This window comes from Sphingomonas sp. (assembly GCF_025353885.1).
Taxonomy (GTDB): Bacteria; Pseudomonadota; Alphaproteobacteria; order Sphingomonadales; family Sphingomonadaceae; genus Sphingomonas_O.
This window is the reverse complement of sequence record NZ_JANXNX010000026.1, coordinates 1-21023: the sequence shown is the minus strand read 5'-3', so window position 1 is coordinate 21023 and position 21023 is coordinate 1. Positions and strand designations below refer to the sequence as shown.

Annotated in this window: 27 protein-coding genes and 1 tRNA gene; 9 read left to right on the top strand and 19 right to left on the bottom strand. The window is 60.1% G+C overall.

Annotated features, from left to right (window positions below):
• A partial coding sequence (locus tag Q0R02_RS02840; protein ID WP_367271414.1) for an ABC transporter ATP-binding protein occupies positions 1-748 on the top strand: 748 nt, incomplete at its 5' end.
• Positions 749-775: 27 nt separating this feature from the next.
• On the opposite strand, the gene Q0R02_RS02835 is transcribed toward Q0R02_RS02840, so the two are convergent.
• Complete coding sequence (locus tag Q0R02_RS02835) at positions 776-1060, bottom strand: hypothetical protein (RefSeq protein WP_293880644.1); 285 nt, start codon at positions 1058-1060, stop codon at positions 776-778.
• A gap of 11 nt (positions 1061-1071) precedes the next feature.
• Entirely contained in the window at positions 1072-1845 is a 774-nt protein-coding gene (gene tpiA, locus Q0R02_RS02830; RefSeq protein WP_293880652.1) for a triose-phosphate isomerase, read from the bottom strand.
• A 38-nt stretch (positions 1846-1883) separates the two neighbouring features.
• Between tpiA and Q0R02_RS02825 the strand changes: the two genes are divergently transcribed.
• The 5 genes from Q0R02_RS02825 to Q0R02_RS02805 all read left to right on the top strand — a co-directional run bounded on the left by Q0R02_RS02825 (position 1884) and on the right by Q0R02_RS02805 (position 5313).
• On the top strand, positions 1884-2174 hold the full coding sequence (locus Q0R02_RS02825) for a hypothetical protein (protein WP_293880656.1): 291 nt from the start codon (positions 1884-1886) through the stop codon (positions 2172-2174).
• Between the two features lie 41 nt (positions 2175-2215).
• Positions 2216-3481 carry an MFS transporter gene (locus tag Q0R02_RS02820; protein WP_293880642.1) on the top strand — a complete coding sequence of 422 codons (1266 nt, stop codon included), beginning with the start codon at positions 2216-2218 and terminating at the stop codon, positions 3479-3481.
• A 42-nt stretch (positions 3482-3523) separates the two neighbouring features.
• Positions 3524-4093: a general stress protein gene (locus Q0R02_RS02815; protein ID WP_293880640.1), complete on the top strand. Its 570-nt coding sequence runs from the start codon at positions 3524-3526 to the stop codon at positions 4091-4093.
• Between the two features lie 190 nt (positions 4094-4283).
• The gene (locus Q0R02_RS02810) at positions 4284-4559 is read left to right on the top strand and encodes a hypothetical protein (RefSeq protein ID WP_293880638.1); all 276 of its coding nucleotides are present in this window, start codon (positions 4284-4286) and stop codon (positions 4557-4559) included.
• A gap of 127 nt (positions 4560-4686) precedes the next feature.
• A complete protein-coding gene (locus Q0R02_RS02805; RefSeq protein ID WP_293880636.1) occupies positions 4687-5313 on the top strand; it encodes a hypothetical protein in 627 nt (208 codons plus the stop codon).
• Between the two features lie 178 nt (positions 5314-5491).
• On the opposite strand, the gene Q0R02_RS02800 is transcribed toward Q0R02_RS02805, so the two are convergent.
• Entirely contained in the window at positions 5492-6100 is a 609-nt protein-coding gene (locus Q0R02_RS02800) for a hypothetical protein (protein ID WP_293880634.1), read from the bottom strand.
• The gene (locus tag Q0R02_RS02795) at positions 6078-6269 is read right to left on the bottom strand and encodes a hypothetical protein (RefSeq protein ID WP_293880632.1); all 192 of its coding nucleotides are present in this window, start codon (positions 6267-6269) and stop codon (positions 6078-6080) included. The genes Q0R02_RS02800 and Q0R02_RS02795 overlap by 23 nt, the downstream gene beginning before the upstream one ends.
• A gap of 62 nt (positions 6270-6331) precedes the next feature.
• Here Q0R02_RS02795 and Q0R02_RS02790 point away from each other — a divergent pair, with 62 nt between their 5' ends.
• A complete protein-coding gene (locus Q0R02_RS02790) occupies positions 6332-7528 on the top strand; it encodes a hypothetical protein (RefSeq protein ID WP_293880630.1) in 1197 nt (398 codons plus the stop codon).
• On the opposite strand, the gene Q0R02_RS02785 is transcribed toward Q0R02_RS02790, so the two are convergent.
• The 5 genes from Q0R02_RS02785 to Q0R02_RS02765 form a co-directional block, all read right to left on the bottom strand.
• Positions 7525-9171 carry an N-6 DNA methylase gene (locus Q0R02_RS02785; protein ID WP_293880628.1) on the bottom strand — a complete coding sequence of 549 codons (1647 nt, stop codon included), beginning with the start codon at positions 9169-9171 and terminating at the stop codon, positions 7525-7527. The two genes, Q0R02_RS02790 and Q0R02_RS02785, sit on opposite strands and share 4 nt — an antisense overlap.
• Before the next feature lie 118 nt (positions 9172-9289).
• Positions 9290-9919 carry a hypothetical protein gene (locus Q0R02_RS02780; protein WP_293880626.1) on the bottom strand — a complete coding sequence of 210 codons (630 nt, stop codon included), beginning with the start codon at positions 9917-9919 and terminating at the stop codon, positions 9290-9292.
• A gap of 24 nt (positions 9920-9943) precedes the next feature.
• Positions 9944-10084 carry a hypothetical protein gene (locus Q0R02_RS02775; protein WP_293880624.1) on the bottom strand — a complete coding sequence of 47 codons (141 nt, stop codon included), beginning with the start codon at positions 10082-10084 and terminating at the stop codon, positions 9944-9946.
• 537 nt (positions 10085-10621) lie between these two features.
• A tRNA-Gln gene (locus Q0R02_RS02770) sits at positions 10622-10696 on the bottom strand.
• Positions 10697-10767: 71 nt separating this feature from the next.
• A complete protein-coding gene (locus tag Q0R02_RS02765) occupies positions 10768-11865 on the bottom strand; it encodes a branched-chain amino acid aminotransferase (protein ID WP_293880622.1) in 1098 nt (365 codons plus the stop codon).
• A 60-nt stretch (positions 11866-11925) separates the two neighbouring features.
• Here Q0R02_RS02765 and Q0R02_RS02760 point away from each other — a divergent pair, with 60 nt between their 5' ends.
• Positions 11926-12429 (top strand): MarR family transcriptional regulator, encoded by a 504-nt coding sequence (locus Q0R02_RS02760; RefSeq protein WP_293880620.1) that lies wholly within the window; start codon positions 11926-11928, stop codon positions 12427-12429.
• Here Q0R02_RS02760 and Q0R02_RS02755 read toward each other — a convergent pair.
• From Q0R02_RS02755 to Q0R02_RS02735, 5 genes are all read right to left on the bottom strand, one after another.
• Positions 12413-13216: a pyrroline-5-carboxylate reductase gene (locus Q0R02_RS02755; RefSeq protein ID WP_293880618.1), complete on the bottom strand. Its 804-nt coding sequence runs from the start codon at positions 13214-13216 to the stop codon at positions 12413-12415. The genes Q0R02_RS02760 and Q0R02_RS02755 overlap by 17 nt on opposite strands.
• Positions 13213-13716: a YbjN domain-containing protein gene (locus tag Q0R02_RS02750; RefSeq protein ID WP_293880616.1), complete on the bottom strand. Its 504-nt coding sequence runs from the start codon at positions 13714-13716 to the stop codon at positions 13213-13215. The genes Q0R02_RS02755 and Q0R02_RS02750 overlap by 4 nt, the downstream gene beginning before the upstream one ends.
• A gap of 70 nt (positions 13717-13786) precedes the next feature.
• Entirely contained in the window at positions 13787-14032 is a 246-nt protein-coding gene (locus tag Q0R02_RS02745; protein WP_293880614.1) for an accessory factor UbiK family protein, read from the bottom strand.
• 23 nt (positions 14033-14055) lie between these two features.
• Complete coding sequence (locus Q0R02_RS02740) at positions 14056-14610, bottom strand: TspO/MBR family protein (protein ID WP_293880650.1); 555 nt, start codon at positions 14608-14610, stop codon at positions 14056-14058.
• Between the two features lie 8 nt (positions 14611-14618).
• Positions 14619-15380, bottom strand: coding sequence for a TlyA family RNA methyltransferase (locus tag Q0R02_RS02735; protein ID WP_293880612.1), 762 nt, complete (start codon positions 15378-15380; stop codon positions 14619-14621).
• 105 nt (positions 15381-15485) lie between these two features.
• Between Q0R02_RS02735 and Q0R02_RS02730 the strand changes: the two genes are divergently transcribed.
• Positions 15486-16163 carry an alpha/beta hydrolase gene (locus Q0R02_RS02730; protein WP_293880610.1) on the top strand — a complete coding sequence of 226 codons (678 nt, stop codon included), beginning with the start codon at positions 15486-15488 and terminating at the stop codon, positions 16161-16163.
• Here Q0R02_RS02730 and dxs read toward each other — a convergent pair.
• The 5 genes from dxs to Q0R02_RS02705 all read right to left on the bottom strand — a co-directional run.
• Entirely contained in the window at positions 16160-18085 is a 1926-nt protein-coding gene (dxs, locus tag Q0R02_RS02725) for a 1-deoxy-D-xylulose-5-phosphate synthase (protein WP_293880648.1), read from the bottom strand. The two genes, Q0R02_RS02730 and dxs, sit on opposite strands and share 4 nt — an antisense overlap.
• A 25-nt stretch (positions 18086-18110) precedes the next feature.
• Positions 18111-18566 carry a Fur family transcriptional regulator gene (locus tag Q0R02_RS02720; RefSeq protein WP_293880608.1) on the bottom strand — a complete coding sequence of 152 codons (456 nt, stop codon included), beginning with the start codon at positions 18564-18566 and terminating at the stop codon, positions 18111-18113.
• A gap of 41 nt (positions 18567-18607) precedes the next feature.
• A complete protein-coding gene (locus Q0R02_RS02715) occupies positions 18608-18982 on the bottom strand; it encodes a MerC domain-containing protein (RefSeq protein ID WP_367271415.1) in 375 nt (124 codons plus the stop codon).
• 95 nt (positions 18983-19077) lie between these two features.
• On the bottom strand, positions 19078-20472 hold the full coding sequence (gene dnaA, locus Q0R02_RS02710; RefSeq protein WP_293880604.1) for a chromosomal replication initiator protein DnaA: 1395 nt from the start codon (positions 20470-20472) through the stop codon (positions 19078-19080).
• Positions 20473-20925: 453 nt separating this feature from the next.
• Positions 20926-21023, bottom strand: a 98-nt coding sequence (locus Q0R02_RS02705) for a 30S ribosomal protein S20 (protein WP_293880646.1), incomplete at its 5' end; no start/stop codon positions are given.

Genomic DNA, 21023 nt, shown 5'->3' with positions numbered 1-21023 from the left:
CGGCTCGATCCCGTCGATGCCATTCGTGGGTGATAGCACCACAACGGTAACCGAACCGGCCCGCGTTCCGGTGATGGAACTCCGGGGTATCCGCCGCTCCTATAATCTCGGCGGGGCGTCGCAAATCGAGATTCTGCACGGCATCGACCTTATGCTTCATAGCGGCGAGTTTCTGGCACTGATGAGACCATCAGGATCGGGCAAAAGTACGTTGCTCAACATTGTCGGACTGCTCGACCGCCCAACGGCTGGCCAGGTCTTCATCAACGGGCAAGATACCTCGAAGCTCGGCGATGCCGGCATCACCCGCCTGCGCGGTCATGTCATCGGGTTCGTGTTCCAGGAACATCATCTTATCTCGGCGTTCACGGCGGCCGAAAATGTGATGATGCCGATGATCGTCGACCGCGATTTCAGCAGCCCGGCAATCGTTAAACGGGCGCGCGACCTTTTAGAGCAAGTCGGTCTGGCCCATGTCGCGGACCACAAGGCCATGAACATGTCGGGCGGCGAGCAGCAACGGGTCTCCATCGCCCGAGCTCTAGCGATGCGACCGGCGCTTGTGCTCGCCGATGAACCGACAGGCAATCTTGACAGCCGGGCCGCAGAGAATGTGTTTGATCTGATGCGGCAGGTGAACCGCGAAAGTGGAACGAGCTTCCTGATCGTCACCCACAACCTGGATCTTGCCAAGCGCTGCGACCGCATCATCGATATTGCCGATGGGCGGCTGGTCGTTCCGACATAGCAGACACGTCAGCCAAGTCGGGATATTTCAGGTTCCGTGACCAGTGCGCGTATTTTCGAGTTTCTGAGCTGCTCGCCAATTGACGACCGCATCGGCATAGGCCTTCGCAATGAACGCCGGAACCGCGCCAATTCCACGCTCCAGGTGGGTTTCGCTAAACCCTGCCTGCGCGGCTTCCTTTCTGAAATCGCTTATCGGGCCATCATAGATCGGAGGGTCGTTCCATGAAAAGGGTCCGACCTCAATGTTGCGGGCAACCCAGCTGGTAGCGAACGTAAGCGCATCATTGGGCATAGGCTTGGTGGATGGCATCGCGGGCTCCTTCACTGGGCTGCATCAAGGGCCGGAGCGGCTAGGTCCGTTTCGGACGGCGCCTGTTTGACAGCTGCTGCCGCGCGGATGATGGGGTTGAAATCTTGGGATCTGAGACTGGCGCCCCCAACCAGGACGCCGCCAACATCAGGCAACGCCAGGATTGCCTTGGCATTGGCCGGCGTAAGGGATCCTCCGTAGAGGATGCGGATTGTGGGTTCGTCATTTCCCATCAGCGCTTTCAGGCGCTGACGAATGTGCTGATGGACCTCGGCAATCGCACGGGCATCGGGTGTTTGGCCAGTCCCTATAGCCCAGAGCGGCTCATAGGCGATCGCGCTACCCTGGCAGAGGCGCCGATCCGTTGGGAGGCTTGTCTCGAGTTGCGCGGAGCGAACCGCGAGCGCGGCACCGCTGTCCCGCTCGGCCTGGGTTTCGCCAATGCAGATGATGGCGGCAAGCCCAGCCCGCCCGGCCGCAGCCGCTTTTGCAGCGACCATGGGATTGGTTTCCTGATGGCGTCGCCGCCGCTCTGAATGCCCCACGATGACTGCGCTAGCGCCGGCATCCTTGAGCATTTCGGCACTGATATCCCCTGTATAAGGCCCTACCCTGTCAGCGGCACAATCCTCCCCGCCGATGGCCACGCCCCCGCCGCTTGTCGCTACCGCACGCGATATGAGTGTACTCGGAACACAGAGAAGCACATCATTTGCGCCCGCAAACGTTGAAGCGAATTGCGCAATCGCCCGGATCTCTCCCAGCTGATCACCAAGACCATGCATTTTCCAATTGCCAGCGATTAACAGCGGACATCGTGCTGATGAAAAGTGATCCTTTCGATGTGGTGGGAGCGATCGAGCTTTCGCATGCGACATTGAGGAAAATGCATCAGAATCTGTGGTGGGCGGTCGGTTACAACGTTATCGCATTCCCACTAGCTGCAGGCGTGCTCTACCCGTTCCTGCTTGGGCCCAGCATCGCCGCGCTTGCGATGTCAGGCAGTTCGGCGCTCGTCGCGATGAACGCCCTCTTACTCAAGCGCACCAAACTCACCGGCATCACCCTCCGACGGTCCCAAGCGCAGTCAGATTCAGCGCCGGCCTCGACATGATGAGGATGCGGGCATCAGCGACAGGGGTACCACGCGGCACCATGGCAGCGCTGATGCTTTCGGTGTTCACGGTTTCCCTCGGCTTCGGCATCGTCCTCCCGTCGCTGCCCTTCCTGCTCGAAAGACTGTTCGGTGCGGGGGGCGACGCAAGGCAGATTTCACGCGCGACGGGTCTGCTTACCGGGCTGTACACCCTGTCGCTTTTTCTGTTCGCACCGGTCTGGGGCCGGCTGTCCGATCGCTTCGGCCGACGATTGATCCTGCTTATCGGGCTGCTGGGGTTCAGTGCCACCATGCTGACGTTCGCCTTCATCGATGGCCTTGGTGCGATCTATGCCGAGCGCTTCCTGAGCGGGATGTTCGCCGCAGCGGTGACGCCCATCGCCCTCGCCACGATTGGCGATATTGCGGCGACGAAAGCCGCACGGGCGAGGCTGCTCACTTTCGTCAGCCTGGCCGGAATCACCGGCTTCCTAGTGGGGCCTATGCTCGGCGTGTTTCTGTCGCGCGGGGTGAAGGTGCTGTTTCCCGCTCTGGGCGGCATCGGAGCGTTTACAATACCTCTGATCGGAACCGCGGTTCTGGCCTCACTCGCCGCTCTGGCAGCGATGCGAACGGTTCCGAAGGCAACTACGAGCAGCGGCCAATCGAGAGGCGAACCGGTCACTCCCGAGCCCGACAAATGGCTTGTCCCGAGGTTGCTCGCGCTCGCGTTCGTCGTCTCTGCCGGCGTTGGAGTGTTCGAGGTCGGGCTGGCGCTACGCGGAAAAGAGCAATTGGGTCTGACACAATATCAGATCGCGACCATGTTCACCGAATGCAGCCTGGTGATGCTGATCGTCCAGTCCCTCGTTTTCTCGCCTTGGATTAGGCCCGAAACTACGCGCTGGCTCATCCCCCCCTCTTTTGCGATCCTCGCTGGGGGAATTTTTCTGGTCCCGCACGCATCCACCTTCACGCTTATGCTGGCGGTCATCGGAGCGGTTGCCGCAAGCGCCGGTATCCTCTCGCCCATCCTGACCTTCTGGATATCGAGCAAGGCCGGAAGGGCGCAGGGTGCACAACTCGGCAAGCAAACCGCGGCCGCAAGTCTTGGCGCCGCCTTCGGGTCGGCCGCGGGGGGGCTGCTGTTCGACGTATCGTGGCTACCCGACGCTTCGTTCGCGATTGCCGCTGCGCTGTCGGTTGCAGCTGTCCTGCTGAGCCTGCGTTTGCCGAAGCTTCTCGTTGCGCACGAAGCCCGTCAGGAGACTGAGCCTCCCTCCGCGAACTCGCCCAGACTCAGGCATTATCCCGTGCCCGGATAACGCGCGCCGGTTCCAAGCACTTCAACCTAGAAGGAATACACGATGAAAAAAAGTCACGCGATCATTGCCGTCTTCGACAGTCATCAGGCCGCTGAAAGTGCCGTCCGCTCGCTCTCCGACGGCGGTCTCGACATCAAGCACTTCAGCATCATCGGCAAGGGTTACCACAAGGAGGAGCAGATTCTTGGCTTCTACAACGTCGGTGATCGCATCGCCGCTTGGGGCGGAACCGGCGCATTCTGGGGTGGCCTATGGGGACTGTTTGCAGGCGGTCTTTTCATGACGGTGCCGATCATCGGCCCCGTTGTTGTGCTCGGACATTTCGCTGCGATGGTATTCGCCGCGGCCGAAGGCGCGGTAGTCGTGGGAGGCCTGGGCGCGCTCGGGGGCGCACTGTCCAGCCTCGGTATCCCGAAGGATAGCGTGATCGAATACGAGACCGCTCTCAAGACCGACAGCTTTCTGCTGATGGCCCATGGCTCGGTCGAAGAGATGGCCCGCGCCAAGACGCTGCTCGATTCCGCATCTCCCGCGCGCATCGATCTGCACCGCGATGTCGTGGAGATGCCGGAGCTTCAGACAGAACGCGCCACGCTGGAGGAGGTGAACTGACTTATGATGCGATACGCGCCTGCCGTTTCGAGTAACCCCGCGGTAGGTGTTAGAACTGATCTACCATGCCGAAATGTGGGAACTTCGGATCGTATGATGCGCTTGGTAATAGGCCGATTCCGCATCGCTCGACACCAACGATCCCCGTTTTGTTCGGCATGTCCTTTTCGACCAATCTAGGAGAAAGAAAATGTTTTCAACGAAACTGACTCTCGGGTCCATTGCCCTCGTGCTTGCAACCGGCACGCCAGCTTTTGCGCAGAACGGCATGATGAGTTCCGGCGGTATGCAGCCGGCCAGCATGAAGATGACAAAGTCGCAGATGGCGAGCATGAACCGGTGCAAGAAGATGTCACATCACATGATGACGAAGAACCGGACGTGCATGAAGATGATGAAAATGCACCCGGACATGATGAGCGAGGGCGGCATGATGAACGACGGCAAGATGGACAAGAAGCACTGATAGAAAGAAAAAGCGTCCTTGGGGACTCGTCCCAAGGACGCCTGACTGCGCAGCCGCCCCTAGAGCGGTTTCTCATATCATTGACTCGGTAGGGATTCCCGCGCGCTCGCTGCGTCCCGTGTCCTCCATGGACCAGCGTGCTGATGTCTTCGACAGCCCAGCCAGCGTCATAGGCGTGCTGGTCCCCAGCATCGAGCAAGGGGGCAATGAGCGGGTGCGCGATCGTCGATCCGGAATCGAGCAGGCAAACCGCCGGTGCCTCCGCGTCGCAGGGTTCCAGCCGGTCCACCAGTTCATCAGACCAGAGCCGCTGCTCTGCCCCGTCCAGGCCCATGAAGAAGCCCGGCGTGTCGCGCGCCATGCGCAATTCCGCGACCGTATCCGTGTTCGCGATGATGCGGCCAAGATCCTCAGCCGTCGCGTGGACGACGACGACATCGCGTTCCGCAAATTCCAAGGCGTTTTCCCGAACCGTGAGCGCAAGCAGCTGCGCAACCGCCTCGAAGCGGGACCGCGTTCCCTTTCGGAGCCAGACCTCCCACCAGGCCTGCGTGTTCGCCGGCGGAAACAGCTCGGCAGCGTCGGTATAAAAGGATCGCGCCACTGCCAGGCGGGCTGTCTCGATCGATGCGACGAGCCGCTCGTTTCTCGGCGTCCGGCTTTCGACGACCGTTCCGTCTTCCAACGTCTTCTCTTTGACGTTGTCCTTGGTCGCGTAAGCCTCGACCTTGCCGAGATAGTAGCTCCGCTGTGACTCCGGCACGAACACCGTCGCCGCGACATGGTGCTCGTCCGCAGGCTGTAGGCAGGCAAATCCGCCTGCGGGATGAGTTCTTCAAGGCTGTTGGTCATGTTTACCTCCGACGGTTGCGCCGGAATGTGTTCCCGGCTCCGACGGAGCTTCGCGCGATTCGCTGTGCAGCCGCGCGCCGCTAATCCCGCGATTTATCGATGGGAAACGTGCGGTGCGGTTCAAGCTCAATGATAGGGGTGGCAGCGTAGCTCCGGTCGCTAGAATGGCTCAACGCGGCTGGGATGCCGGCTGCTAGGTCGGAGCAAGCACCACTTTCGTCGATCTTTAGGTCTGTCTCGTGCAGAGCCAAGCGTGCCGCCCATTCGTCAGCCTTTTGTGTCACAGAGCCATTGAGCGCCACACCTTGCTCACGCCACACCTGACGTATCATTCGCGCATAAACTGCCGCAAAAGCGAACGCAGGCCTGCGTTCGGCGCGGTTGGCAGAGGGTCGTCCGCGCACGGGCGCGGCTTCGCCCTTCAAGAGTTCTATGGCACCCTTGCGATCCTCGACCGTGGGTGTGCCATCGGCCATAAAAGTCGCGACGGCTTCCACTGCGGCGCAATAGAGTGTGAACGATCGAATCACCGCGTCGTTGTTCAAGCTCGCGAAAGCGGCATCCAAGTCGCCGACCTCGCGGTCAAACTGCTGGTCCCACAACAGATCAACTGCTTCTCGCGTACAGTCAAAGGTGCGCTGCTTCCCGGCGTCTGAGAAGTCCAGTTCAATCCTTTTCTTTGCCGTCATTGCCCGCCACCCGTTGCCTTGTCAGATTGCTGCCGGTCGCCAGCGCGACCCGACGCCCCTTTTCGTTCCGCGCGCCGATGAAGAAAAACGTTTTCGTCTCGCGTTTTGCGACATCCGAAAATACCGCCGGGGCCGTAGACCGGCAAATTTTCGCGATCTTGATCGCCAACGAACTGAATCCATTTCAGTCGAACGGGTTTTTGGCTACGCTGACGCCTACAGGGGGCGCCATTGTCGTTAGAACTGATTCTTCAAGGACTGACCAATCGGACGCACGCCGGGGTGATCGGCGAAATGTTCGCGGGGGATGTGGATCGCGCAATCGTAAGTGTTGCATTCGTTTCTCAGGACGGCGTGGACCACATTGCACCTATGTTCACGGCCCACGCAGACAAGATCACAGTTTTCGCGGGAATCCGAAACGATATTACTTCAACTCAAGCACTTAAACGCCTACTGGAAATTGGGGTTTCACTGTATGCGGTCGATACCGGAACACGGATGCTCTTGTTTCACCCCAAGTTATATCATGTTCGCGCGGCTGCGACTGCGAAGTTATCTGTTGGAAGTGCGAATCTCACTCTGGGCGGCTTAAACAATAATATTGAAGCTGGCGTCTTGATTAACTTGTCACTTTTAGATGCTGACGATTTGGCATTTGCGGATGGTTTGGAAGCGTCATTTGACGGGCTGGCAGCCGAATATCCTGAAAACGTATTTCACGTCACCGATGAGGCAATGGTGAATGGGCTGTTAGATGCTGGACGCCTTATAGATGAATCGGTGGCTACTCCACCTCGCACGGCAACGAAAGCGAAGGCGGGTAGCACTGACTCAACGCCCCGTATGAAAATGCTTCCCAAGGCGATCCGTGGAAAGGCGAAACTCAAAGGCCCGGTTGCACCAGCGACAGTTCCGGCACCAGTTCCACCATTCGCAGCAGGTACGCCTTTAGCGGTATCGCCGGGTAATGTGGCCGGGGCATCCTCGACTGTTGCCCCCGATCTGGAATTGGTCTGGGAAAGCAAACCCCTGAGCCGTCGATCCCTTGGCATCCCCACTGGCCCCAACTCCAACCCCACCGGGTCTACTACGCTTGGTTCCGGCACATTTGATGATATTGATCGAGTATCATATTTTCGGAATGATCTATTCGGGCATCAAGCCTGGGGCTTGAATGGAACAATTGAGACCACTGACCAACTATTTGACTTGGTGATAAAGGGGGTTTTGGTCGGCACATTCGGGCTGACACTACGGCACAGCCTTACACGGGCGGCGGCTGCGGCTGCGGATCATAACTCCCCGACCAGCCTTAGCTGGAATGCGGCTCGACCACTTGTCGCCCGCGAGGATTTGCTTGATCGCACAATGCGGATTTGGCGCTCAACTGTAGACTCGACCAAGTTCCAAGTCGAAATTGATTAAGCCTCAACGGCCTCGGTAGAGGTCCGGTGCCGGCGGTCTCGGAGCTTGCGCCAACCCTCCAATGCAGTAGCCTGCTTCGCATTCGATATACCGAGCGCGCCAAGAACAATTTTCCCCTGCCGTTCGAGCGTCTCATGCGTTGGTCGATTTCGGATTGAAGCGTCCAGTGCCTCTAGATCAACCTCGACCGTCGGGGGCAAGGGAATCAACAGACGTTCTATTTCGGATGGGATAAGTTCGAGAACTCCCCCGCCATAATGACGCCCCTCCAGTTCAGCGCTTAAGGCAGTCAGCGGGTTGATGAAGCAACCAACCAGTCGCTTGCCTTCCCCCTCTCGCGTGCGGATTCGATACGCCGTATCGGTCGTGTATGCGCCGATCTTGTTCAATATCAGGCGCGGCGTGTCGTGGCACCGTTTAAGCATCCCGACCTCAGTCGAATAGACAGAAGGAACTTTATACCAAGGCGCACGAATCCGACATTTGTAACGGGTATGAAGATTTTCCTGTTCGCCAAGTTCAACATACTGGAGCGCACGAGCCGACATTTTATTGGGCGAATCATCAAACCAAAGAAAGTTGGTTGGGCTGCCCTTCGCGGCGTTCGCGGTGTGTTGCCGCTCATCATAAATTACGCCGGGGCAATGTTCACTGCGACCGAACATAGGGTGCGCGTATTTATCCAGACTGTAGGCCTTTACCGTCTCGTCAGGCACGAGGAAGAACTTATTGGCGCCCGTAACAATGCCAACGTCCACACGAGCGATGTCATCAAATCGATGGACGTCGCTGTGTGATTCGAGCTCGTCGAAGAGTTCGCGAGTTTCAAGGTTGAGCAGTGCGCGAGTCCATTTCCCGGCAACTGTCTTGCCATTGATTGACTGCGGCTCCGCGAAAACCTCGGCTGGTGATCGCTTAAGAAATGACCGCCCTCGCACCGGGACCATTCCTAGTCCTTCCGCCTTTTGCCGGGCGCTGCTGCGCTTCTCTGCCATCAAAATAACCGCGCCTTGTAGGGTGCCATCAAACCAAAGGTCTTCCGGGTCAACTATGACGAGGCGACGACACTCTTTGCCAAGATAACTGCGCAAGGATTGAGCGTGCGTGACATGGATGATCTCCGCAGGCACGATCATCGCCAATCGTCCACCCGGCTTGAGCAGAGACATGGAAGCCAAAATGAACGACACCCAAGCGTTGGTGTGCTTTGTGAACTTTAATCCAAGCTCGTCGAAGATCGCGGCAGCCCGTGTTTGAAATTTGGGCGGGAGAAACTGGTATCGAACAAACGGCGGATTGCCGATTACGGCATCGAAACGTTCGCCGCCTTTTGCCATGTTTTCAATTGCCCAACCGAGGAAATCCTCAGCGCGCACATCAATGCCGCGCAGGCCCAACTCTTTTGCCCGACGGGCAGCCTTACCCGCCTCGTCATCGTCAAGCTCAAAGCCAATGATATTAGCTGCCTGAAAGCCGCCAATATCCTTCATCGCCTGAAAGAAAATGCCATCGCCGCAACTTGGTTCAAGTATTTTTGTAGGATTGATTTCCGCAACCCAACGGGAGATGAAAGACGCAAGATCGAGGGGGGTGTAGTAGCCACCCCGTAGCTTTTGAGCCGTCTGATCCTCGATAAATTTCACCGTCGCTCCCTCATCATTCACTCTTAGCATAGGCCCTAGAATCAGGGAGTCCGAGGAGCAAACTAAAACTGCTCCAGTTCCTTCCGTGACGCAACAACGCCCCGGTAGGTGCCCCCCCTCAGCGTCGTTGATGGACAACATTCGGCATATTCACCACCACACCTCCCTGGACTCCTTCAACGATATTGAGCAGCTTCCGGCTCCACCACTCCATTAGCTCGCGCTTCCGCAGCCTGTAGCGGCGCTGAATGTCGCCGTGGTCGTATCGCTGGGTGACCCCTGCGGTGATTTCATGGTTCACGGTCGCCTGCAGAACATCGAGCGGGGCAGACCATGTGATTTCGCCCGCCGCGTTCTCCTCACCATCGCGGCAGCGGGTGACGAATGTATGGCGCAGGTCATGGATACGCCAACGGGAAATCGGGATGGCCTCGATCTTGGCGAGGGCTTCGGCTTTGGTTTGCCGCGTCTCAGGGCGCAGCGCGCCGCCTGCGCGGATCGACCGCCATTCTTCTTCCGATAGGCTCGCCATTTCTCCCCGCACTGCCCGATCCAGTTTTGCCCGCAGCTTTGTCCAGCCGCTGATTGGCGTGTCCCCCGTTTCCGACGGAAGTGCCAAGCCGGACGTCAATCCGAGCGCGTCGTAAGCATCGCGCCTCTCACGCAAGATATCCAAAGCGGCCTCAGTCAACGGCACCTCATGCACGCCCGCGCGATTCTTCACCCGGTCGGCAGGCACGATGAGCAACTGTCGGTCCCAATCCACCTCATCCTAGCGCAGCGCGGCAATCTCGGAGCGGCGCTGCCCGGTTAGCATCAGCAGCCGAATCACAGCACCGAATGCGCCATGCGGCATTGTTGCCCGCCAGACGGCGCGTAACTCGGCATCGGACAGAGCGCGCACTTCCTTCACCGGGGCTTCCCGCCGGTCCGCTTCGAAGCATTCTATCGGCAGCTTCGGTCAGCAGCAGACATTAGCGGCGGCTGATCAGGACGACCGGGTCTGGTCGCGAGCTGCCGGTCGGCCCTAGCCAATAAAGGACAGTTATCTCAGGTTCGCTTTTCAAAAACCTGCTGGACGGTATTCGGACAAGAAATCATTCAGGCGCTGTGATTTGGTACAATCGGCTGAGATCGATACCTGGATCTAGCGCGTCAATTGCTTCGGCAAGCATTTTAACCTCGTGACCTTTGGTATAGCGAGCAGTCTCACCTGTAGTGGTATGCCCTGTCAGCGCATCGATAACCGTGCCGGAAACTTTTGCCCATGTTAGGAAAGTCGTGGCGCTATGTCTGAAAGAGTGGAAATCTAAGCCGGGTTGATAGATGCCAATATCCTGCCGATAGCCACAAAAAGCCTCCGCTTTGTAGCAGGGCTTTGTAGCAAAGCCCCACCAACGATTTGGCGACGGCAAAAAGCGTACTATAATTCAATGCCTTGCTGGTAAGTTGGCTGGGGCGGCAGGATTCGAACCTACGAATGGCGGCATCAAAAGCCGCTGCCTTACCACTTGGCGACGCCCCAACAGAAAGAGCGCCCTTAACCGGCGCGCGGGCCGGTGGAAAGGGGCTGGACGGCGGAAATATCCGGTGAAATCAAAACAGCCGTTCCACCCAATTGTGCGGATCGGGTGCCAGGCCCCGCTGGATATCGACAAGCCGCGTGCGCAGGCGTTCGGTCAACTGGCCTGGGCCGCCACTGCCGATCGTGAACGCAGTACCTTCGTCCTGCACAGTCCCGATCGACGTGACGACGGCGGCGGTCCCACAGGCAAACGCCTCTCGCAGGTGTCCGCTGGTCGCATCGGCGCGCCATTGGTCGATCGAGTAGCGTTCCTCACGGACGGTCAATCCTTCCTCACGCGCCAGCCTGATGATCGATTCGCGCGTGATCCCCGGCAGGATGGTTCCTTCCAGCGGCGGCGTCGCGATCGATCCGTCGTCGAACACAAAGAACGTATTCATGCCGCCCAGTTCTTCGACCCAGCGATGTTCGGCGGCATCGAGGAACACGACCTGGTCGCAGCCCTGCCGGACCGCTTCGGCCTGGGCGATCAGGCTCGACGCATAGTTACCCCCGCATTTTGCGGCGCCGGTGCCCCCTGAAGCCGCGCGCGTGTAATGCCGCGATACGCCCAGCGAGATGGCCTTCACCCCACCCTTGAAATAGGCCCCGACGGGCGAAGCGATAACGATGAAAAGATACTCGTTGGACGGCCGCACGCCGAGGAAAACCTCGCTCGCGAACATGAAGGGCCGAAGGTAGAGCGCGCCGCCCTCGCCATGCGGGATCCAGTTGCGGTCGATGGCGACCAGCTTGCGCACCGCGTCAAGGAACAGCGCCTCGGGCAATGCCGGCATCGCCATCCGTTCGGCGGATTCGGCAAACCGCCGCGCATTGGCATCGGCGCGGAACAGTGCGGCTCCGCCATCGGCGGTCCGGTACGCCTTCATCCCCTCGAATATTTCCTGCGCATAATGCAGCACCGCCGTCGCGGGATCCATGGGAATCGGCGCGCGGGCGGTGATCCGGGCATCGTGCCAGCCCTGCGCGCGGTTGAATCGTATGACTGCCATGTGATCTGTGAATATCCGTCCGAATCCCGGATCGACGAGCAACAGCTCACGATCCGCGGCGCTGACGGGCGACGCATGAGCTTCGGTCCTGAACTCCAGAGTATCGCCACCGGTCATCAATGAAATCCTTCAGGTATTGGTTGCGATTTCGTATCCCGACAGGCAAAAAGGGTCAACATGGCTGGCCAAAATTCTACCACTGCCGGGGCGTCCCCCCTGTTCCTGCGCGACGCCGAAATTCGTCGTGGAGGCGAGTTGCTGTTTTTTGGCTACAGCCGGATGACGCGGGCAATCGACGAGCAGCTAGTCGAACAGGGTCTGGGCCGCGCACACCATCGCGCCCTGTATTTCATTTCACGTCATCCCCACCTGACCGTCGGCAATTTGCTGCGGATGTTGCTGGTTACCAAACAGTCGCTTGGCCGGGTGCTGGGCGACCTGACCGAGCGCGGCTATATCGAGACGCGCCAGGGCCAGGACGATCGCCGGCAGAAGCTGTTGCGTTTGAGTGATGCAGGAACGGTGCTTGAAGCGCGGCTGTTCGAATCAATGAAGGAACGCATCGGTGCGGCCTATGCTCATGCCGGACAACATGCAGTGACGGGCTTTTGGCAAGTCCTGGAGGGGTTGATCCCGCCCGAGGATCGCGACCTGATCGGTGACCTCAACCGGCGCGGCTGATGGCTGCCATTTCCGCATTGCGAGTCTTTGCCGCCGCCAGCGTTTCGGTGAGCAGTCGGACCAGAGCATCGTCGGCATCCAGCACGTCGAGTCCCTTACGGGTTGACCCACCCTTGCTGGCGACGCAATCGGCGAGTTCGGCGGGGGAGAGGCTGGATGACGCCGCCAGAAGCCCCGAGCCCTCGACCGTGGCCAGCGCCAGACGCTGAGACTGGTCGGCGGGCAGCCCGACAGCGGTGCCCGCCCGGGCGAGTGCGTCGATAAAACGATAGAGGAACGCTGGGCCAGAACCCGCGAGCGCGGTCGCGGCGTCCATCAACGATTCGTCCGCCACCCATTCGATCAGCCCCAGCGGAGCCATCAGGGCATCGACACGGGAGGAGCGGTCCCCGCACATGGCGACGACGCCCTTGCCCAGCGCGACGGGCAGGTTGGGCAAGGCGCGGACGATGCCGCCTGCATCTGGAAAACGACGGCGTAGGGTTTCGAGGTCGGTGCCCGCCAGGATCGACACGATGGATGCGCCCGCGCTGGCACCGGTCACGTTTGGAGCGATCGCATCGAGCTGATGAGGCTTAAACCCGAGCAGGAGGATAGCGGGCGGCGGGGCATCGGGCACTTCGGTGACGACGCGGACACCCTCAGCGACCGGCGTGCCGCTCGGTCGCACGACGGTGATCCGCGCGCGGTCGAGGCCCGTATCCAGCCAGCGCGACACCATTGCCCCCGCCATGTTGCCGCAGCCGATCAACCAAATGGTCTTGCCCGACGGCACCGCCCCGCTCAAGCCTCGCCCCGGGTTTCGACCATCGCCGCCGCGATTGCGTCCTTGGGCGATTTGCCGCCCCACAGGACGAACTGGAACACGGGGTAAAAACGGTCGATCTCGTCCACCGCCGTCTCGATCAGCGTTTCCGCCTGGTCGAGCGACAAGGTGCCATCGTCGGTCAGCAGTCCGGCATGGCGAAACAACAACGACCCGTTCCCCGACCAATATTCGAAATGGCCGATCCAGAGCTGTTCATTGATCAGCCCGATCGTTTCATAAATCGCCGCAGCTTGGTGATCGGGCACGCGTATATCCGGAAATGCCAGGAATTGCAGAACGGCGTCGTCGTTGCGATAGACGCCGCGCAATTCGTAACTGCCCCATGCGCCTGCGGTCGAGGCGACGATTTCCTCGTCACCAACGCGTTCGTTGGTCCAGCCATGCGCGTCGAACCACGCCTCGAGCATTTCGATCGGCTCACTGGTGTTCGCGTCTTCGTCGATGGTACTTACCCTCATGCCCATGTGCGTGACGTGGGGCGGCTTCGCACACAAGGACCCCGGTCACGAAAGCTGTGGATAACGCGCGTTATTGTCCGGCAGCCTCGAGCGCAGCGATGCGTGTCTTCAGCGTATCGACCTCGTCCCGGGCAGCGGCAGCCATCGCCTTGACGGCTTCGAACTCGTCGCGACTGACGAATTCCAGCCCGCCGATCCATTCCTTCGCCTTTTCACGGACACCGGCTTCGGCTTCGCGCGTCATGCCCGCGACGGTGCCCGCCGCGCCGTTCAGAAATTTCGAAATATCTTCAAAAAACTTGTTCTCGGTCTGCATCGCTAAATCCCTTTTGCAAAATGTCAGAGCTCTATCTGGGTACGCGGTTGGTCCGGCACAAGCATTTCGGCCTGTGGATTCAGGACATGGACCTGCCAGTTGAGAATTGCAGCGAAGCACAGCCACGCCAGATATGGCACCATCAGCCAGGCGGCGGCGGTCCGGATGCGCCCAAAAACTACAGTAGTCGCGATTGCCAGCGCCAGCATGAACAGGATTAGCGCGAACGCTGCCAGAACATGATGCGCGGCAAAAAACAGGGGCGACCAAACCAGATTGGCAAGGAACTGCACCGAGAACAGGGCGATGGCCGTGCCCCGCAACCTGGCACCACGCGCGTTCAGGATTATCGCCAGTGCCAAGCCCATCAGGCCATACAAAACCGCCCAGGCGGCCCCGAACACCCAGCCAGGCGGCATCGCGGCGGGCTGGAGCAGCGAATCGAACCAGCGATTTCCGGTGCTGGACCCAGCGACCCGCCCAGACAGGAATCCAAGGAATATCAGCAAGGGCACCGTGAACAGCGCCCACCGCACGAACGACATTCGCAACTGAGCACGCGACGCGAGTTCACCCATGCCCTGTTCTAGGGGCCGACCTGCCATGCGGTCAAACCCTTCGCGTGTGCAGCAATCAGAAATTCGACATTGCCTTCGGGACCCGTGATCGGGCTCTCGACGATGCCCTCGACGTGCCACCCTTGCCCAACGATCCAGTCGGCGACGTTGACACAAGCTGATCGGTGCAATTCGGGGTCGCGAACCACGCCGCCCTTGCCAATCGCGTCACGACCAACCTCGAACTGCGGCTTGATCAGCGCCATCAGCCGGGCGTCAACCTTGGCAAATGTAAGCGGTCGTTCCAGCACCTTGGCCAGCCCTATAAAGCTGGCATCGCAGACGATGATGTCCATCGCTTCAGGAATATGGGCGGCGGTCAGGATGCGCGCGCTGGTCTGTTCCAGCACGACAACGCGCGGGTCCTGCCGCATTTTCCACGCCAGCTGGTTGGTGCCTGAATCGACGGCGTAAACTTTGCTGACCCCCTTGGTCAGCAGCACGTCTGTAAAGCCGCCGGTCGACGACCCCACATCCATCGCGACGGCATTCGCCACGTCCCATCCGAAATGAACAAGACCATGGGCCAGCTTGACCCCACCACGCGAAACCCAGGGGTGATCGCGACCCCGGACATCGAAGACGACGTCATCGGCAACCGGCTGCCCGGCCTTTTCCACCCGCCGTTCACCGATGAAGACTTTGCCCGACAGGATCAGCGCCTGCGCCCGCGCGCGGCTTTCACATAGGCCGAGGTCGACAAGGCGCTGGTCGGCACGGAGGCGTTTCATGGTGCCCCTATCGCTGAAAGAGCGACTTGGCGCGAAACAAAAATATCTGCCCGCGTATTTATATCCTACTGGTTTACTGTGATATGACTTCCTGGGAGGGTCAGCATGACAACACCAAATTCACGCCGCACTCCGGTGCTCACCCTGCCCGGGCTCGGCAACAGCGGTCCATTGCATTGGCAGACGCGTTGGGAGGAGCTCGGTCCGCGCATCGCGCGCGTCGAACTCGGCATGTGGATCGCGCCACGCCGCAACCCTTGGGTGACAAAGCTGGAACAGGCTATCCGCACTGTCGATGGGCCGGTCATTCTGGTGGCGCACAGCCTCGGTTGCCTGGCCGTCGCATGGTGGGCGGCGCTGGCGGCCCCGGCGTGGGGCAGTCCGGTGGGAGGGGTCCTGCTGGTGGCACCCCCGCATCTTGAACCAGAATCTTTTCCCTGGCTGACCAAGGAGTTCGGCCCGCTGCCCCACATTCCGCTTCCTTTTCCAACGATCGTCGTCGCCAGTCACGACGATCCTTACGCGCGCTTTGATCGGGTTGCCGAGATGGCAGGCGACTGGGGTGCTCATCTGGTCGATGCGGGCCATGTCGGCCACATCAATGCGGTGTCGGGACTGGGATTATGGGCCGAGGGGCTGGTGTTGCTCGAACGCCTGACGGTGACGGTCGAGAGCGGCGCCAACCTCGACAATCTTCAGCAGGATTATGACCGCGCTGCGCGAATCCCAGAGGATGTCTATCCGTTCAACGTCCCCGATCGGACGCCAACGCAGCGCCCCTAGGCGCGGACTTCCCCGATTATACCGGCGCTGTTGACGCGCAGCGCCTTCAACACGGTTTCGACGATGGCATCGGCATCGAGCCGTGCTTCCCGATATTGAACCTCGGGCTTGTCGTGATCTTGGAAAATGTCGGGCAAGCGCAATGTCCGCAGCTTAAGCCCGCCATCGATCAGCCCCTCGTCGCTCGCCATCGTCAGGACGTGCGCGCCCAGGCCGCCAATGCTGGCCTCCTCGACCGTCACTGCGACCTCGTGTGACACCAGCAACTGGCGGATCAGGTCGACATCGAGCGGTTTGGCGAACCGCAAATCGGCGACTGTCGTTGACAGCCCCTTGGCCTCAAGGATGTCCGCCGCCTTCAAAGCCTCGGCAAGGCGGGTGCCCAGCGACAGGATGGCCACTTTCTTGCCATGACGCACGATCCGGCCCTTGCCGATCTCGAGCCGTTTGGGCGTAGTGGGCAAGGCGGCACCAGTACCATTGCCGCGGGGATAGCGAACCGCGATCGGGCCACTATCGTGCAGCGCGCAGGTGTGGACCATGTTGACCAGCTCGGCCTCGTCCGCCGCCGCCATGACCACGAAATTGGGGAGCGACGCCAGATAAGTGACATCGAACGACCCTGCATGCGTTGCGCCATCGGCCCCGACCAAGCCCGCGCGATCGATCGCAAAGCGCACTGGCAGGTTCTGGATCGCCACGTCATGGACGACTTGATCGTAAGCGCGCTGCAGAAACGTCGAATAGATTGCACAAAACGGGCGCATCCCCTGCGCGGCCAGCCCGGCCGCAAAAGTCACGGCATGTTGTTCGGCGATCCCGACATCGAAGCTGCGATCTGGAAACGCCGCACCGAACGAATCGACGCCCGTTCCGCCCGGCATCGCGGCGGTGATCGCGCAAATCGTAGAATCGCGCTCTCCTTCGGCAATCAGCGCGTGCGCAAAGACACTGGTGTAGCTCGGCGGTCCCGGCGGCGATTTCGCCTGGGTGCCGGTGATCACGTCGAATTTCTGGACGCCATGATATTTGTCGGCCGATTCTTCGGCAGGCGCATAACCCTTGCCCTTGGTCGTGACGACGTGGATCAGGCACGGCCCTTCAGCGGCATCGCGGACATTCTCCAGCACCGGGATCAGATGGTCCAGGTCATGGCCGTCGATCGGGCCAACATAATAGAATCCCAATTCTTCAAACAACGTCCCGCCCATAGCCATGCCGCGCGCAAACGAATCGGTCTTGCGCGCGGCGAGATGCAGCGCGCGAGGCAGTTTGCGCGCCAGACGCCGCGCCAGTTCCCGGATGGACAGGAACTCCCGGCTCGACACAATCCTGGCCAGATAGGCCGATAGCCCTCCGACCGGGGGCGCAATCGACATGTCGTTGTCGTTGAGAATCACGATCAGCCGGTTGCCCGCCTGCTCGGCGTTGTTCATTGCCTCATACGCCATGCCCGCCGACATTGCGCCGTCACCGATCACGGCAATCGCCTTGCCGGGTTTACCGGACAGCTTGTTAGCGACCGCAAAGCCCAGTGCCGCGCTGATCGAAGTGGACGAATGTGCCGCGCCGAACGGATCGTACTCGCTCTCGCTTCGCTTGGTGAAACCCGACAGCCCGCCCGGCTGCCGTAACGTGCGGATGCGATTGCGCCGCCCGGTCAGTATCTTGTGCGGATATGCCTGATGCCCGACATCCCATATCACCCGGTCGCGGGGCGTGTCGAAAACATAGTGGATGGCAGTCGTCAGTTCGACCACGCCCAGCCCCGAGCCCAGGTGCCCACCCGTCGTTCCAACGGCCGAGATCATTTCGGCACGGAGTTCGTCGGCAAGCTGCCGCAACTGGTCCGGTTCCAGTTTTCGAAGATCATTTGGAGTGTCGACCGTGTCGAGCAGCGGCGTTGCGGGGGAGTCACTCATCATACCCCTGTAAACTCATGCCGACCTAGTCGCAATCGGCACATTTCCCGCGAACTTCGATGACGGGGCGAACCTGCGAGAAGCCCGCATCCGTCGCCGCCGAACGCACGCGGGCGCTGAGCGCATCGTCATCGAGGTGCGTCGCCTGCCCGCATGTGTCGCACACCAGGAATATGCAGTCGTGGATGCAATCCGGGTGTCCGTTGACGACATAGGCATTGGCACTTTCGACCTTGCGCGCCAGATTGGCAGCAACGAACAGGTCAAGGATCCGGTAAACGCTGTTTGCCGCAATTCGCCGCCCCTGGGACGCCGACACCGATTCCGCGATATCATAAGCCGAGGCGGGCTTTGCGAAGCCCGACAGCGTATCGAACACCAGCGCGCGCATGACGGTCCATTGCTCGCCCGAAGCTTCGAATGCGGTCTGCGCCGCCTTTGTCAGCGGTGCCCCGTGATGCAGTGTATGTTGTGCTCCCATCGCCAACTTCAGATAGGACTTCGAAGCGTCAGGGTAAAGGATCAGTGCGCCTGGTTGCCGGGTCCGTGCGCCTTACGATTGAGCCAGTGAGCCCCCGCAAGCAAACTGACCCCGATGATCGTCAGCAAAGCTTCGCGCCCGCCGTGCGGCACGATTAGCGCCGATGCCATGAACCCCAGCCCGAGGAATCCGATTGCGGTCGGCAGTATCGAGCGGTGGTTCATCGCACCACCGACCAAGGCAATCGCCCCAAGACCGGTGGCCAGGCCCAGACCTATTTCATGGATAAGCGGATTGCCCAGCCATGACGCGACCGACGATACCAGCCCAAGCAGCACGACCGTCGCAACGCAATGGACAAGGCATAGCCCCGACAACGTCACCGCGATCCGGTCAATCGTTCCATTTCGCAACACACGGTTCAAGCGACGCTCTCCTTACCGGAGATATGGCACCGATCGGGCAAAGATACAATATATCATTGGCTCGATTTGCCGAGCCGTTCTGACTGTCAGCCCTCAAGCGAGCGCAGCAAAGTCCGGACGTCACTGTCGATCTCACTGTCGCTCGCGCGCAGTTTTTCGATCTGCTTGACCGCGTGGATGACGGTCGTGTGGTCACGGCCGCCAAACCGGCGTCCGATCTCTGGCAGCGATCGAGGCGTGAGCTGCTTTGACAGGTACATGGCGATCTGGCGCGGACGCGCCACCGCCCGTGCGCGGCGTGCCGAGACCATCTCCGTCGCGCGTATGTTGAAATGATCGGACACGCGGCGTTGAATCTCGTCGATCGTCACGCGCTTGCGACCTGCACGAAACATGTCGGCCAAGACATCCTCGGCAAAGGCTTCGTCGATGTCACGCCCATTCAGCGAGGCATAGGCCACCAAGCGATTCAGGCCCCCTTCCAGTTCGCGCACATTCGACGCAATCCGCGACGCCAGCATGTCGAGCACGACCGGCGGGATGACGACGCTGGGAAGCGAGGCCACCTTGGCCCCGAGGATGGCGCGGCGCAGCGTCAGGTCGGCAGGATGGATATCGACGACCAGTCCCTGCGTCAGACGAGAAAGTATGCGTCCCTCTATACCGTCAAGTTCATGCGGGCTGCGATCGGACGTGATGATCAGACGCCGTCCCCCGCGCATCAACTCATCAATGGTGTAAAGGAACTCCTCCTGCGTGGTGACTTTGCCGGCGATGAACTGGAAATCGTCGATCATCAGCAGGTCGACCGAGCGCAACCGTTCCTTGAAGGCCATCGTATCCTTGTTGCGCATGGCGTTAACGAAATCGACCATGAAGCGTTCGGCCGACATTGCGATTGCGCGGGCCTGTGGCTTCCGCGCCTGATAACCATGGCCGATCGCGTGGAGCAGGTGTGTCTTGCCCTGTCCGGTCGGCCCATAAACAAACAGCGGATTAAAGCGCATCGGCCCGCCCTCCGCAATCGCGCGACCGGCATTGCAGGCAATGCGGTTGGCATCGCCGACGACAAAATTGTCAAAGGTCATGCGGGAGTCAAAGCGAAACTCACGCTCACCGTTCGGAATGGCTGCCGGGGGAGATGCAACAGGCTCCGCAACGACCAGGTCCATCTGGCTGCGGTCGTCCCATTCAGCGACGATCCGGACGCTCAACACATCGGGCATGATCGCCCGCCATGCCAGCTGAATTCGGTCGGCGAGATTACTGGTAACCCAATTCGCCATGAAGGCGGACGGAAGGACCAGAGTGATTGACCGATCGTTCGGGCAATAAGCTCCTAGCCGGACCCGCGCCAGCCAGTTGTCGTAACTGCGCGCGCCGAGGTCGCGCCGCAACCCTTCGCGAACCCTGTCCCACGCTGCGACAACAGGGCCAGAGCCATCGGTTTTATCCGAATCAAGATTCCCGTCAGACCGCAACAAAACCTCCCCGCCAGTCGTCAACGCCAATCAGTCTGCTGCGACGATACTCCTGCGTCGCAGGCAAGTAACATCGCAAGGCCGCGGTGCATGCACCAAAGCCTGTCGAGCGCTGCTCTTCCATACTGATTAGCTAAGCGATTCGTTCGCTTGCTTGGCCTGATTTTTGAGCGGTCCGGCGCTGCTTCGCAAGCACGGTCTTTTCAAAAAATTGAAATAAATATCGTTGACTCGCCAAACACTCGGAAATCCGGTCATTATAACTCAAGTCATTGGAATATCTCCATTATGCAGAATCGGCGCGCTTGGTGTCAGGCGCGAATCGCCGGAAATGCTGACTTTTTTCTGTAACGCACGTGTCACGAGAACAGCCCGCCGACCGGATGGTCGACGGGCTGTAAAACTCAAATTACATCCTGTACAGCGGAGCGCCGATGCGCTTCGCCCGACGGGTCAGCCGAGCGCGGCGACGCGCTTCGACAATCGCGAGAATTTACGAGCGACGGTGTTCTTGTGGAGCACGCCCTTGGCAACGCCCCGCGCCATTTCAG

Excerpts from the sequence above, each read along its gene's own strand:
- Q0R02_RS02735 (WP_293880612.1), bottom strand. The coding sequence starts at position 15,380 with ATGAAACGCCTCCGTGCCGACCAGCGCCTTGTCGACCTCGGCCTATGT.
- Q0R02_RS02730 (WP_293880610.1), top strand. The coding sequence starts at position 15,486 with ATGACAACACCAAATTCACGCCGCACTCCGGTGCTCACCCTGCCCGGG.
- Q0R02_RS02750 (WP_293880616.1), bottom strand. The coding sequence starts at position 13,716 with ATGAGGGTAAGTACCATCGACGAAGACGCGAACACCAGTGAGCCGATC.
- dxs (WP_293880648.1), bottom strand. The coding sequence starts at position 18,085 with ATGAGTGACTCCCCCGCAACGCCGCTGCTCGACACGGTCGACACTCCA.
- Q0R02_RS02835 (WP_293880644.1), bottom strand. The coding sequence starts at position 1,060 with ATGCCATCCACCAAGCCTATGCCCAATGATGCGCTTACGTTCGCTACC.
- Q0R02_RS02765 (WP_293880622.1), bottom strand. The coding sequence starts at position 11,865 with ATGACCGGTGGCGATACTCTGGAGTTCAGGACCGAAGCTCATGCGTCG.
- Q0R02_RS02820 (WP_293880642.1), top strand. The coding sequence starts at position 2,216 with ATGGCAGCGCTGATGCTTTCGGTGTTCACGGTTTCCCTCGGCTTCGGC.
- Q0R02_RS02805 (WP_293880636.1), top strand. The coding sequence starts at position 4,687 with ATGGACCAGCGTGCTGATGTCTTCGACAGCCCAGCCAGCGTCATAGGC.
- Q0R02_RS02800 (WP_293880634.1), bottom strand. The coding sequence starts at position 6,100 with ATGACGGCAAAGAAAAGGATTGAACTGGACTTCTCAGACGCCGGGAAG.
- Q0R02_RS02760 (WP_293880620.1), top strand. The coding sequence starts at position 11,926 with ATGGCTGGCCAAAATTCTACCACTGCCGGGGCGTCCCCCCTGTTCCTG.
- Q0R02_RS02815 (WP_293880640.1), top strand. The coding sequence starts at position 3,524 with ATGAAAAAAAGTCACGCGATCATTGCCGTCTTCGACAGTCATCAGGCC.
- Q0R02_RS02745 (WP_293880614.1), bottom strand. The coding sequence starts at position 14,032 with ATGCAGACCGAGAACAAGTTTTTTGAAGATATTTCGAAATTTCTGAAC.
- Q0R02_RS02825 (WP_293880656.1), top strand. The coding sequence starts at position 1,884 with ATGAAAAGTGATCCTTTCGATGTGGTGGGAGCGATCGAGCTTTCGCAT.
- Q0R02_RS02720 (WP_293880608.1), bottom strand. The coding sequence starts at position 18,566 with ATGGGAGCACAACATACACTGCATCACGGGGCACCGCTGACAAAGGCG.
- Q0R02_RS02740 (WP_293880650.1), bottom strand. The coding sequence starts at position 14,610 with ATGGGTGAACTCGCGTCGCGTGCTCAGTTGCGAATGTCGTTCGTGCGG.
- tpiA (WP_293880652.1), bottom strand. The coding sequence starts at position 1,845 with ATGCATGGTCTTGGTGATCAGCTGGGAGAGATCCGGGCGATTGCGCAA.
- Q0R02_RS02810 (WP_293880638.1), top strand. The coding sequence starts at position 4,284 with ATGTTTTCAACGAAACTGACTCTCGGGTCCATTGCCCTCGTGCTTGCA.